Here is a 12330-nt window from a genome sequence, read left to right on the forward strand (position 1 = left end):
ACGGTTGGCCGAAAGGGGGTTCGAGGTCCTCCTCAGCCCAGCCGGGAATGATGTCCGACCAGCTCAGCGGCCCGCTTGCGGCGGGTGCGCGCGCTGGGGACGGCCGCAGGACGGCCCGGAGCCGCGCCTCGGCGACTTCACCGCTATTCTTCGCCTCTCGCACGGCCCGAAACCTAGGAAGTTCGCGACCTGTCCGCCCGCACCCCTGTGGACGACGCGGCATTGTGGACAACTCCCGGAAGGGACCGGAACCTGCTAGTGACGTCGGAAACCGTTCACCGCCTGCGCGCCGCCGGCTGCGTCTTCGCCGAGGACGAGGCCGCTGTTCTCACCGAGGCCGCCGATGATGCCGCGACCCTGGACGCGATGGTCGAGCGCCGGGTCGCCGGCGAGCCACTCGAACAGGTGGTCGGCTATGCCGATTTCCACGGTGTCCGGGTCCGGCTGCGCCCCGGCGTCTTCGTTCCCCGGCTGCGCAGTGAGCTGCTGGTGCGGATAGCCACCCAGAACGCCACAAACGACAGCATCGTGGTCGATCTCTGCTGCGGCTCCGGTGCTCTCGGCATGGCGGTCCGGCACATCCTGCCGGACATCACCCTGCACGCCGCCGACCTCGACCCGATCGCGGTGGCCTGCGCCGCGGAAAACCTGGACGGCGAGAACGTCCACCAGGGCGATCTCTACGACGCGCTGCCCACCCACCTCCGCGGGCACGTCGACGTGCTGATCGCGAACGTTCCCTACGTCGCGACCAGGCACATCGCGTTTCTCCCGGCCGAGGCCCGCGACCACGAGCCGCACACCGCCCTGGACGGCGGCGACGACGGCCTCGCGATCTTCCGGGCCGTCGCGGAGCGGGCGCGGGAGTGGCTCGCGCCCGGCGGGGTGCTGCTTTCCGAGATCACCGAGGCGCAGTCGGCAGCCGCGATCGCGATCGCCGATGGGAACGGATTGACGGCTACCGTCGCCAGCGACGATGATCTCGACGCCTACGCGATCATCGCCCGGCCGGTACCGGCGCGATAGGGCCATTCGGGAGACGGATGTGGGCCTGTTACGAAGGATCACCCGCGCCCGGCTGGCACGCCGGGTGGTCCGCCGGTTGCGCCGCGGCGGGGCCAGGGACGCGCGCTGGTCACCGCGTACCCTCACGATCCGGTTCACGGCGCCCGGCGACACCGAGCCGACGGTCCTGCAGGTGCGGCCGCTGCTGACCCGCCGGATCAATCGGCGGCAACTCGACGTCTTCGTGGCCGGGCTTCTGCGTACCCCTGGCCTGCCGGCGGATTGGCGCGCTGCCGCGCCCCTGTTGCGCCCGGTCCTGCGCGGCGGCGCGCCGGGCGCGCCTCTGCGCAGGCCGGCGCTGCCGTTTCTCTCCGAGTTCGTCGTGGTCGATCATCCGGAGACCATGACGTACGTGACTCCCGACCAGCTCGCGGCCTGGAACGTCCCGGCCGATCGGGTCTTCGCCGCGGCCCGGGCCAACCTCTCCGGCGCGGTGCTGCACGGGGTGGCGTCCGGCCCGGTGGTGGTGCGGTTCGTCGACGACGGCGACGCGTACTGGACCTCGCATCTGCTCCTGGAGGGCTGGCTGGCCCGGCTGGAGGGGCAGGTCGGCGGGGTGCCGGTGGCGTTCGCGCCGGAGCGCGGCACCCTGCTGGTGACGGCGGACGGCAGCGAGCACCTGGCGGGGCTGTTCGTGCAGGCGGAGAAGATCTTCATGGAGTCGACCCGGGCGCTGAGCCCGATGGCGTACGTGAGCGACGACAACGGCTGCACGGTCCCGTACCCGGCGCCGCCCGGGCACCCGCTGCATCACCTGGCCGACCGAGCAACGCGGCTGCTGGCAGCACGCTCCAAGAAATAGTTTTCTAGGCCCGGCGGTGGATGACCACCCCGGCCAGCCCCGGCCCGGTGTGTGCGGCCACCACAGCGCCGACCTCGGTGAGATAGCAGTCCCGCATCCGATCGCCCAGGCGCGTGCTGATCGCGTCGACCAGCGCACTCGCCCGATCCGGTGTGCCGAGGTGATGCACCGCGATGTCCGCCTCGCCGTCACCGGCCGCCTCGACGGCCAGGTCGACGAGCCGGGTCAGCGCACGCCCGGCGGTGCGGACCTTGTCGCGGACGACGATGGCGCCGTCCGCCACGTGCAGGATCGGCTTGACCGACAGGGCCGTGCCGACCAGGGCGGATGCCGCGCCGATCCGGCCACCCCGGCGCAGGAACTCCAGCGTGTCGACGTAGAAGAACGTGCTCACTCGCGACGCGTGATCAGCCGCGGTTACGCGTACCGTCTCGAGGTCTTGATTTTTGGCGGCCGCCGAGGCCGCCGCCAAGGCGGGAAAGCCCAGGCCCATCGCGGCTGTTCCGCTGTCGACGACCTGGACCCGCGGTCCGATCTCGGCTGCTGCCAGCTGGGCGGCCTCGTAGGTGCCGGAGAGTTTCGCGGAGATGTGGATGGAGACCACACCGTCGGCGCCGGCGTCGAGAAGCCGGCGGTACGCGGTGACGAACTGCGACGGAGCGGGGCGTGAGGTGCTGACCGCGGCCCGGCGGGTGCCGAGCGCGCGGGCGACCTCGGCCGGTGAGATCTCGAGTCCCTCAAGACCGTCCCAGCCGTTGATGACGACGGTGAGCGGCACGATGGTCAGGTCATACGTGCCGCTCAGTTCGGCCGGCAGGTACGCGGTGGAGTCGGTGACTACCGCGATGGTCATGCAGGCAAGGTACTTGATGAAGGTGAGTGTCAGCCCGCGGCCACGGAGGAGACCTTGAACGGCTCGCCCTGCTGGCAGGTCGTCATGAGGCCCGGCTCGGACTTGCCCGTCACGGTGATCTGGTCACCAGCCTTCACGGAACCCTTCTGAGCGGCGTCGCTGAAGATCAGCAGGTGGCCGTCGAGCAGCAGACAGCCGGGCTCGACACCTGCGGCGATCTTGCCGGTCAGAGTGGTGATGTCACCGTCACCGGACGGTTTGCCGGGAACGCTGGGCTCATCGGCGGGGGTCGGTGTGGTGACCGACTCAGGGGTTGCGGAGGCCGGCGCGGGGGCGCCGGTCTCGGTCCCGGTGTTGTTCGCGCAACCGGCGGAAAGCGCCAGGAGCAGCGCGACGGGGACGACGCTTCGACGAATCAACATGATTGTTGGACGTTACCGGAGTCGTCCCGGTTCCCTCAGACCGGAGGTGGCACCGGTCGATCCGTGAAGACGCCGACGTTGTACGCCGCCAGCTGCCAGCCACGGCTGCCGTCCTGGGTCAGTTCCACCCAGTGACAGTTCTGCAGGGCGCGCAGCGTGCGGACCTGCTCGATCGGCCAGCCGAGCAGGTGCCCGATGCCCTGACGAGCGGCCGCGCCGTGCGTGGCGACCACCACGAGCGAACCCAGCCGAGCCGCGTCCTGGAAGCCGTCGGCGACTCGTTTGCCGAGGTCGTCGAGGGTTTCCACATCACCGCCGACGACGTCGTTACCGGCTTTCCAGCGGGCGTACTCCTCGGGGCGTTGGTCCGCCACCTCGGCCGTGGTCAGGCCCTGCCAGACGCCGAAGAACCGCTCGCGGAGCCGCTCGTCGTAACCGACCTGCTGGCCGGTGACGGCGGCCAGCGCGGCAGCGGTGTCCGAGGCTCGGCGCAGGTCGCTCGCGACGATCGCATCCGGCGTCATGGCGGCCAGCAGCGTCGCCGCTTCCGCGGCCTGCCGGCGCCCGATGTCGTTGAGCGGCACGTCGGTCTGCCCCTGGACACGCCCTGCGGCGTTCCAGTCGGTGTTGCCGTGCCGCCAGACGATGAGACGAGTGGTCACGCTTCGGGAGAGGCCGCGCCGGCATCGACCATGTCACGGTCGACGAACGGAATGGTGGGGCAGTCTTTCCACAGCTTGTCCAGAGCGTAGAACTCGCGCTCCTCGGTGTGCTGCACGTGCACCACGATGTCGACGTAGTCCAGCAGGACCCAGCGGCCCTGGCGCTCGCCCTCGCGGCGCACCGGCTTCGCTTTCTCCGGCAGGTTGACGAGCGCTTCCTCGATGGCGTCGACGACTGCGACGACCTGACGCTCGTTCGACGCCGAGGCGATCACGAACGCGTCAGTGATGTAGAGGTGGTCGCCCACGTCGATGATGGTGATGTCCTGTGCCTTCTTGTCCGCGGCGGCCTGAGCGGCTGCCAGCGAGAGTTCAAGAGCGCGTTCGTTGACGGGCAAAGGAGTCCCCTCGGTCAGATGCTAGGACTTCAAGCGTCTCACACCTGGTCGGTTATCCCCGAGTCCCGATAGAGCCCCCGCTTGTTGATGTATTGCACGACACCATCCGGCACCAGGTACCAGACCGGTGAGCCGGAAGCGACCCGATTCCGGCAGTCGCTCGACGAGATAGCCATGGCCGGAACCTCGACCAGGGTCACGCTGTCCTCCGGAAGACCCGCGCCGGAGAGTTCGAAGCCGGGCCTGGTCACGCCGATGAAGTGAGCGAGACGAAGCATCGTCATCGCGTCCTTCCACGACATGATCCGGCCGAGGGCGTCGGCGCCGGTGATGAAGTACAGCTCGGCGGACTGCCCGTAGACGGCACGCATGTCGCGCAGGGTGTCGACGGTGTACGTCGGCCCGTCCCGGTCGATGTCGGCCCGGCTCACGTGGAAACGCGGGTTGGAGGCGGTGGCGATGACCGTCATGAGGTACCGGTCCTCGGCGGGCGAGACCTTGCCCTTCTGGTACGGCTCACCGGTCGGTACGAACATCACCTCGTCCAGGTCGAAACGCGCCTGCACCTCGCTCGCCGCGACCAGGTGACCGTGATGGATCGGGTCGAAGGTGCCACCCATGATTCCCACACGCCGTCCGGACATCAGAGAAGAGTAGCCGTCCGTTAGTTGTCGAGACGTTTGCGGACGGCTGTCAGCAGGTCGGTCGCGGTGAACGGCTTCTCCAGCAACGTCACGCCCTCTTCGAGAGTGCCCTCGGAAGCCAGGACCGGGTGGGCGTAACCGGACATGTACAGCACCCGGGTCCCCGGCCGGACCCCGGTGAGCCGCTCGGCCAGCTCGTTGCCGAGCATCCCGGGCATCACCACGTCGCTGACCAGCAGGTCGATCTCGCCGTCGTGCCGTCCGGCTAGGTCCAGCGCCTGCGGGCCGCCCTCGGCACAGATCACCCGGTACCCGGCGCCGGTGAGGATCCGCCCGGCCACGTCACGCAGCGCGTCCTCGTCCTCGACGACCAGCAGCGTCTCACCGTGTCCCCCGGTCTCCGGCCGCTCGGCGGGATCCTGCTCGGGCGCGAGCTCGGCCCCGCCCGGCAGCAGCACGGTCACCGTGGTGCCGAGCCCGACCTCGCTGGTGATGCCGACCTCGCCGCCGGCCTGCGTGACGATGCCGTACACGGTGGCCAGGCCCAGACCGGTGCTCTCCGGGCTGCCCTTCGTCGTGTAGAACGGCTCGAAGGCGCGTTCCAGCACGTCAGAGGACATCCCCCGGCCGGTGTCGGTGATCCGCAGCCGTACCTCGTCGTCCAGCCGGCCGGTGTCGATCACCACGTTGCCGCCGGACGGCATCGCGTCTCGGGCGTTCATCGCGAGGTGGACCAGCAGCTGCTCGATCTGGGCCGGGTCGCAGTTCACCGCCGGCAGGCCCGGCTCCAGCCGGAGGATCAGCCTGATGTGATCACCGAGGGTCCGGCAGATCAGCTCCCGTACCCCGGCGATCAGGGCGTTCAGGTCGATCGGCATCGGGCGGACCACCTCGCGCCGGGCGAAGGCCAGCAACTGGTGGGTGAGGTCGGTGCCGCGTTGCCCGGCCTTCACCACCTGTTTCGCGTCGGCGGCGATCATCGAGGCGTCCGGGTCGGCACCCTCCGCCTCCTCGATGACGAAGTTCGCGTAGTTGAGGATCACGCCGAGCATGTTGTTGAAGTCGTGCGCGATGCCGCCGGCGAGCTGGCCCAGGCTCTCCAGCCGCTGGCTGCGGTGTGCCTGCGCCTCGGCGCGCAGCCTGGCCTTCTCCGCCTCGGCGTTGAGCCGCTCGGTGATGTCACGGACCACCGCGACGGCGAGCCGGCCCTGCGGCGTCACGATGATCGTGGTGGAGGACTCGCACGGGAACTCGGTGCCGTCCTTGCGCCGCGCGGTGGTGCAGATCGTGCCGATCGAGCCCGGTGACGACTCCTGCAGCAGCCGTGTGCGCTCGGCGAGAAGGGTCCGGGCGTGGTCGGTCAGCAGCACCTCGACGGTCTGACCCTCCAGCTCCGCCCGGCGCCAGCCGTAGAGCTGCTCGGCCCGTTCGTTGATCAGCACGATCCGGCCGTCGTCAATCACCAGGATCGCGTCGGGCGCGGCCTGCAACAGGCCGCCGGCCAGCTCCTCGGACCACTCCACGCGTCCACCCCCACCCCCGTTATCCTCAGGCTACGAGGTCACGGGGGCAGGAACGGACGAAATCCGATCAACCGCGCGCGGCCAGAGCACGCCGCATGTCGTCGTCGGCGTCCTGCACGACCCGCCGCAGGATCGGGCTGAGACCCGGCTGCTCCAACAGCTCGGCGGCCAGCCGCCGGGTCTGTTCCGAGACAGCCACATCCGGGTACGCGGCCATGGCCGCCCGCTCCGCGCTCATTCCCTTGCGCACCCGCATCATCTCGGGCATCTCGGCGAAGTAGCGCTCGACGTAACCGGCCAGCAGGCCGAGCTGCTCCGGCTGCCAGAAACCGGCCGCGGTGAGCTCGGCGAGACGGTTGGAGAGCGAGCCGTCGGCGACCACGGCGTTCCAGGCGGCGTCCTTGGCGGCCGGCTCCGGCAGCGCGGCCCGGCAGCGGGCGGCCCACTGCTCGCCGCTGGCACTGCGGTCGGAGTCCAGCTCGGCGTCGATCGCCTCCTGCCCGGAAGCACCGAGCACCGCGAGCCGATAGTGCAGAAGCCAGCGCAGGTCGGCGTCGACGACCAGCCCGGCCGGCACGCTCTCGCCGGCCAGCCAGCCACGCAGCCGGGACACCTCGGCGGTGGCGCCGATCAGGCCACGGGCCGCGGCGAGCTGGCCGGAGCTGCCGGCCGGTGACGCGGCGAGCAGCCGGTCGGTGGCCTGGGCGACGAGTTCCAGCGCGGCCGGGCGGGTCTCCGCCGTGGCGTACCGGTCGACCAGGCCCCGGGTGGCGCGCAGGACGTCCTCGACGATCACCACCTCGGTCTCCATCGGCAGCGCGGCGAGCACCAGGGTGACCAGTTCGGCGACCGGGCGTTCGCCGTCGACCACGGCGTCCAGGGTGGCGGCCCAGATGACCGCGCGAGCCAGCGAGTCGTCGATCAGCGGCAGCAGCAGCGGCACGGCGGCTGCCGAGGCGTCGTCCAGCCGGATCTTCGCGTACGTCAGGTCGCCGTCGTTGAGCAGCAGCAGGGCGGCCGCGGGCTCACCGGCGAGCTCGGTGATCACGGTACGGCCGGACGCGTCCAGCTCCACCTCCAGCTGACGCCGGCGCACCACCGTGCCGTCGGCGCCCTTGTCGAACAGGCCGAGGCCGACCCGGTGCGGCCGCAGCGTCGGGTAATCGGCGGGGGCGGTCTGCACCACGGCCACCTCGGCGTAGTTCGCCCCGTCCGTGCGTACCTCGGTGCGCAGCGTGTTGACCTGGGCCCGGCGCAGCCACACCTCGGCCCAGCCGGACAGGTCACGGCCACTGGCCTTGGACAGCGCCGAGAGCAGATCGGCCAGCGTGGCGTTGCCGTACGCGTGCGCCTCGAAGTGTGCGTTCAGCCCGGCCAGGAACGCCTCGTCGCCGAGCCAGGCGACCAGCTGCTTGAGGACGGCGGCGCCCTTCGCGTACGAGATGCCGTCGAAGTTCAGCAGGGCGGCGTCGGTGTCGGTGACCTCGGAGGGCGCCACCGGGTGGGTGGACGGACGCTGGTCAGCCCGCAGCCCCCACGCCTTGCGGTGCATCGCGAACGTGGTCCAGGTCCCGTGGAAGCGGGTGGCCTCGGAAGCGACCCGGGTGCCCAGATATTCGGCGAACGACTCGTTCAGCCAGAGGTCGTCCCACCAGGCCATGGTGACCAGGTCGCCGAACCACATGTGCGCCATCTCGTGGGCGATCACGTTGGCCCGCTGCTCCCGCTCGCTCTCGGTGATCACCGAGCGGGGGATGTACTCGTCGCGGAAGACCACGAGGCCGGGGTACTCCATGGCGCCGAAGTTGAACTCCGGCGCGAACGCCTGCTGGTAGTGCCCGAACGGGTACCGGATCTCGAACATCTCGTGGAACCGGTCCAGGCACTGCTTGGTGATCTCGAAGATCTCGTCGGCCTCGGCGTCCAGGTGCTCGGCGAGCGCGGCCCGGGCGTAGAGCGCCAGCGGGATCCCGTCGTGCTCGTCGGTGCGCACGTGGTACCGCCCGGCGATCAGCGAGGCCAGGTACGTGGAGATCCGCTCGGTCGGCGCGAACTCCCAGCGGCCGCCGTCCCGGGACACCAGCATGCCGTTGGTCGCGACCGTCCAGTCCTCCGGCGCGACCACGCTGACCTGCCAGGACGCCTTCAGGTCGGGCTGGTCGAAACAGGGCAGCACCCGGCCGCCGTTGTTGATGAACAGGTGCTGGTAGAGGTAGACGTTCCCGTCGGCCGGGTCGGTGTACCGATGCAGGCCCTCACCGTCGATCGAGTACCGCATCACGGCCTCGACGGTCAGCTCGTTGCTCGCCGCCAGGCCGGTCAGGCTCAGCCGGCCGTCACCGACCGACGCCGGATCCACCGGCGTGCCGTTCAGGCTGATCGAGATGATCTCGACCGGCTCGAACTCCAGGAAGGTCGCCGCGCCGGCCTCGGCCCGGAAACGGACGACCGCGCGCGATCGGAACGTGTCGCCGTCCGCGGTGACATCCAGATCGACGTGGTAGGTCTCGACGTCGACGACGGACGCCCGCTCGGCGGCCTCGGCACGGGTCAGGGTCGGCATGACAACATCATGCCCGCCGGAGAGCGCTACCCGCGCAGGGGCACCGCAGACTGTTAGCTCTTGCGGCATGCGCGTGCTCAACCTCAGCTGGTGGCTGCCCTGACAGGGCGGCACACCGACGCACGCGTTTCTCTTCCGCGGCCGCCCGTCCGGGCGGTCGCTTTTTCGTTCTCCGGCGAGCTCCTGGGCGTGTGCGGTCACTCGTACCCTCGCAAGGAGCTCTCGTGGCACTCACCCGGCGCCTGACCGGTTTCAAGCCCACCGGTCACCTGCATCTCGGCAATCTGCTGGGCGCTCTGCGCCCGCTGATCGCCGCGCAGGACCACACCGATTCGATCGCGATGATCGCGGACCTGCACGCGATGACGATGGATCACGAACCCGCGAGAATACGTGCTCTCGCACTGGAACAGGCGAGCGTCCTGCTGGCCGCCGGAGTGGATCCGGCGCGCACGCCGATCATCCTGCAGTCGCACGTGGCCGAGCACACCGAGCTGCACTACCTGCTGGAATGCGTGGCCGGTTTCGGCGAGGCATCCCGGACCGCTCGCGCAGCGCTTCAACACTCGTTACGGCGCCACATTCCGCCTGCCCGGAGGCGTCCGGCCGGAGGCCGCGGCCCGCATCATGGATCTCGCCGATCCCGGCGTGAAGATGGGCAAGAGCAACGCGGCCGGTGTGGGCAGAATCGGTCTGCTGGACCCACCGGATGTGGTGCGGCGCACGGTAGCGCGGGCTGTGACCGACGAGTTCGCGCAGGTCCGGCGGCATCCGGAACAACCCGGCGTGACCAACCTGATCGACATCCTGGCCGCCTGTACCGGACGCGAGCCGGCCGACCCGGTCTCCTACGGCGCTCTCAAGCGTGAGGTGACCGACGCGATCGAGTCGCTGCTCGCGCCCATCCGGGCGCGGCACGCCGAGCTGGCGAAAGACCCGGCCCACGTCCGCGAGATCTTGGCGCAGGGCGCGGCCCGGGTGCGTCCCATTGCCACAGCGACGGTACGCCGGACGCGCACCGCCATCGGATTACTGAACTAACGCCGGCAGGGTCTTCTCGAAGCACAGGTTGCGGGGGTCCCCGAAAGCGGGGATCCGCGCATACCCGGACGACTGGTACAACGCGATCACGGCGAGCATGTGCGCCCCGGTCTCCAGCCTGATCACCTGGCGGCCGGCGGCGAGCGCCTCCTCCTCCAGGGCGACGATCATCTGCCGGCCCAGCCCGCGGCCTCGGTGTGCCGGGCGGACGAACATCCTGGTGATCTCGGCGACTCCGGCGTCACGTGCCTGCCAGCCACCGCAGGCGACACCCCTGCCGTTAACCACACCGACCAGGTACGCCACGTCATCATGCGGTTCGAATATCCGGGCGCCCGCCCCGGCGCCGGCGACCGCCAGTTCCCGCTGCTGAGCGGTGATCAGGGCGGCCAGTTCCGGGTCCAGCGCGGGGCGGGTCTCGATCAGCACGGAGGTGACTGTAGGTGACGACCATTTCCAGAGGGTTGCCGAGAACTGGCCTATGCCCTATTCGCCGGTGTCGCCCTCGTCATCGTCGTCCTCGGTCACGAGCACCGGAACGTGCGAATTCTTGATGCTGGTGACGGTGCCATCAGCGGACATGTGCTGGATCTCGTCCTCGGAGCGGACCCGGCGGGCCTTGCGGGCCGCGAGACGCTGGTGCGCGCTCGGCCGGGTGTCGAGCTCCTCGAGACGGGAGTCGGTGCCGCGCGGGCCGGAGACGTACTCCCCAGCGTTCGGCGCCCAGTCGAACTCGCGGGTGCCGATGCGGACCGCGTCGCCGGCTTTCGCGCCCTTCTTGCCCAGCATGGTTTCGACGCCGAGCCGGTCCATCCGGTCGGAGAGGAAGCCGACGGCCTCGTCGTTGTCGAAGTTCGTCTGCCGGACCCACCGCTCGACCTGGGTACCGCGGATGACGAAAACGCCTTCCGCGTCCTGCTCGATCGTGAAGCCGGCGTCGTCGACCGCGCGCGGGCGCAGCACGACACGGGTGGCTTCCTCGACCGGCTTGGCCGCCCGGAAGTCGGCGACCATCTTGGCGAGGGCGTAGCCGAACTCCTTGAGGCCCTCGCGGGTCACCGCGCTGACCTCGAAGACCTGGTAACCACGGGCCTCCAGGTCGGGGCGGACCATCTCGGCGAGGTCCCGGCCGTCCGGAATGTCGATCTTGTTGAGCACCACGATCCGCGGCCGGTCCTCAAGACCGCCGTACGCCGACAGCTCGGCCTCGATCGCGTCCAGGTCGGCGAGCGGGTCACGCTCGATCTCCGGCGCCGCCGCGTCGAGCACGTGCACCAGCACCGAGGTGCGCTCGATGTGCCGCAGGAACTGCATGCCGAGGCCCTTGCCGGTGGCCGCGCCCGGGATCAGGCCGGGCACGTCGGCGATGGTGAACGTCGCCTCGCCGGCCTGCACGACACCGAGGTTCGGCACCAGCGTGGTGAACGGGTAATCGGCGATTTTCGGCTTGGCCGCCGACATCACCGAGATCAGGGAGGACTTGCCGGCCGACGGGAAACCGACCAGGCCGACGTCGGCGACGCTCTTCAGTTCGAGCACGACGTCGATCTGGTCACCCGGCTCGCCCAGCTCGGCGAAGCCCGGCACCTTGCGGCGGGCGTTCGCCAGCGACGCGTTGCCGCGGCCGCCGCGGCCGCCACGGGCCACCTCGAACTCGGTGCCGGCGCCGACCAGGTCGGCCAGCACCTCGCCGTCCTCGGTCATCACGACCGTGCCGTCCGGCACCTTCAGAACCAGGTCCCGGCCGGTCGCGCCATCCCTGTTCGCCCCCGCACCGCCGGCACCGCTGTTGGCTTTCACATGCGGGTGGAAGTGGAAGTCCAGCAGGGTGTGCTGCTGTGCGTCGACGACCAGCTTGATGCTGCCGCCGTGCCCGCCGTTACCGCCGTCGGGGCCGCCGAGCGGCTTGAACTTCTCCCGGTGAACGGAGGCACAACCGTGCCCGCCGTCACCCGCCTGCAGATGCAGAACGACCCGGTCGACGAACGTGGTCACTTTCAGCACTCCTCTTACCTGGCCGGCTTTGACGGCCGGTTGGAAAACAACAGCGGGCCGCGGACCCGAGGGTCCACGGCCCGCTGTAGAGAAAAACTACTCCGCGACCGGCACGATGCTGACGGTCTTACGACCACGCTTCGTGCCGAAGAGCACGTTGCCGTGGGCCAGAGCGAACAGCGTGTCGTCGCCACCACGGCCGACGAGCTCGCCCGGGTGGAACTTCGTCCCACGCTGACGGATCAGGATCTCGCCGGCGCTGACCAGCTGACCACCGAAACGCTTGACGCCGAGGCGCTGAGCGGCGGAGTCACGGCCGTTACGCGAGCTGGATGCACCCTTTTTATGAGCCATGGCTGCGC

13 protein-coding genes and 1 pseudogene are annotated in these 12330 nt (G+C 69.9%); 4 read left to right on the forward strand and 10 right to left on the reverse strand.

Going from position 1 to position 12330, the window contains the following annotated elements; all coding sequences use genetic code 11:
- Positions 1–258: 258 nt before the first annotated feature.
- A complete protein-coding gene (locus B0I29_RS12760) occupies positions 259–1026 on the forward strand; it encodes a putative protein N(5)-glutamine methyltransferase (RefSeq protein WP_245972475.1) in 768 nt (255 codons plus the stop codon).
- A gap of 19 nt (positions 1027–1045) precedes the next feature.
- Positions 1046–1867, forward strand: coding sequence for a DUF1444 domain-containing protein (locus B0I29_RS12765; protein ID WP_111649113.1), 822 nt, complete (start codon positions 1046–1048; stop codon positions 1865–1867).
- Between the two features lie 4 nt (positions 1868–1871).
- Here B0I29_RS12765 and B0I29_RS12770 read toward each other — a convergent pair whose 3' ends face one another.
- The 7 genes from B0I29_RS12770 to pepN form a co-directional block, all read right to left on the reverse strand.
- The gene (locus B0I29_RS12770; RefSeq protein ID WP_111649114.1) at positions 1872–2720 is read right to left on the reverse strand and encodes a DegV family protein; all 849 of its coding nucleotides are present in this window, start codon (positions 2718–2720) and stop codon (positions 1872–1874) included.
- 29 nt (positions 2721–2749) lie between these two features.
- The gene (locus B0I29_RS12775; RefSeq protein ID WP_111649115.1) at positions 2750–3142 is read right to left on the reverse strand and encodes a hypothetical protein; all 393 of its coding nucleotides are present in this window, start codon (positions 3140–3142) and stop codon (positions 2750–2752) included.
- Between the two features lie 35 nt (positions 3143–3177).
- Entirely contained in the window at positions 3178–3804 is a 627-nt protein-coding gene (locus B0I29_RS12780; RefSeq protein WP_111649116.1) for a histidine phosphatase family protein, read from the reverse strand.
- Complete coding sequence (gene rsfS, locus B0I29_RS12785) at positions 3801–4202, reverse strand: ribosome silencing factor (protein ID WP_111649117.1); 402 nt, start codon at positions 4200–4202, stop codon at positions 3801–3803. The genes B0I29_RS12780 and rsfS overlap by 4 nt, the downstream gene beginning before the upstream one ends.
- A gap of 38 nt (positions 4203–4240) precedes the next feature.
- Complete coding sequence (gene nadD, locus B0I29_RS12790) at positions 4241–4846, reverse strand: nicotinate-nucleotide adenylyltransferase (RefSeq protein WP_111649118.1); 606 nt, start codon at positions 4844–4846, stop codon at positions 4241–4243.
- Between the two features lie 20 nt (positions 4847–4866).
- Entirely contained in the window at positions 4867–6369 is a 1503-nt protein-coding gene (locus tag B0I29_RS12795) for a PAS domain-containing hybrid sensor histidine kinase/response regulator (protein ID WP_111649119.1), read from the reverse strand.
- A gap of 67 nt (positions 6370–6436) precedes the next feature.
- Positions 6437–8932: an aminopeptidase N gene (gene pepN, locus B0I29_RS12800; protein WP_111649120.1), complete on the reverse strand. Its 2496-nt coding sequence runs from the start codon at positions 8930–8932 to the stop codon at positions 6437–6439.
- A gap of 224 nt (positions 8933–9156) precedes the next feature.
- Between pepN and B0I29_RS46655 the strand changes: the two are divergent.
- Both B0I29_RS46655 and B0I29_RS12805 read left to right on the forward strand, forming a co-directional pair.
- Positions 9157–9414, forward strand: a pseudogene (locus B0I29_RS46655) (tryptophan--tRNA ligase); the annotation flags it as partial.
- Positions 9326–9973 carry a tryptophan--tRNA ligase gene (locus B0I29_RS12805; RefSeq protein WP_245972476.1) on the forward strand — a complete coding sequence of 216 codons (648 nt, stop codon included), beginning with the start codon at positions 9326–9328 and terminating at the stop codon, positions 9971–9973. The pseudogene B0I29_RS46655 and the gene B0I29_RS12805, both read left to right, overlap by 89 nt.
- On the opposite strand, the gene B0I29_RS12810 is transcribed toward B0I29_RS12805, so the two are convergent.
- The 3 genes from B0I29_RS12810 to rpmA form a co-directional block, all read right to left on the reverse strand.
- Positions 9962–10402, reverse strand: coding sequence for a GNAT family N-acetyltransferase (locus tag B0I29_RS12810; RefSeq protein ID WP_111649121.1), 441 nt, complete (start codon positions 10400–10402; stop codon positions 9962–9964). The genes B0I29_RS12805 and B0I29_RS12810 overlap by 12 nt on opposite strands.
- Positions 10403–10459: 57 nt before the next feature.
- Positions 10460–11968 (reverse strand): GTPase ObgE, encoded by a 1509-nt coding sequence (gene obgE, locus B0I29_RS12815; protein ID WP_111649193.1) that lies wholly within the window; start codon positions 11966–11968, stop codon positions 10460–10462.
- Positions 11969–12064: 96 nt separating this feature from the next.
- Positions 12065–12322, reverse strand: a complete 258-nt coding sequence (gene rpmA / locus B0I29_RS12820; RefSeq protein ID WP_111649122.1) for a 50S ribosomal protein L27 — start codon at positions 12320–12322, stop codon at positions 12065–12067.
- Positions 12323–12330 lie beyond the last annotated feature (8 nt).

Source organism: Actinoplanes lutulentus (genome assembly GCF_003259845.1).
Classification (GTDB): domain Bacteria; phylum Actinomycetota; class Actinomycetes; order Mycobacteriales; family Micromonosporaceae; genus Actinoplanes; species Actinoplanes lutulentus.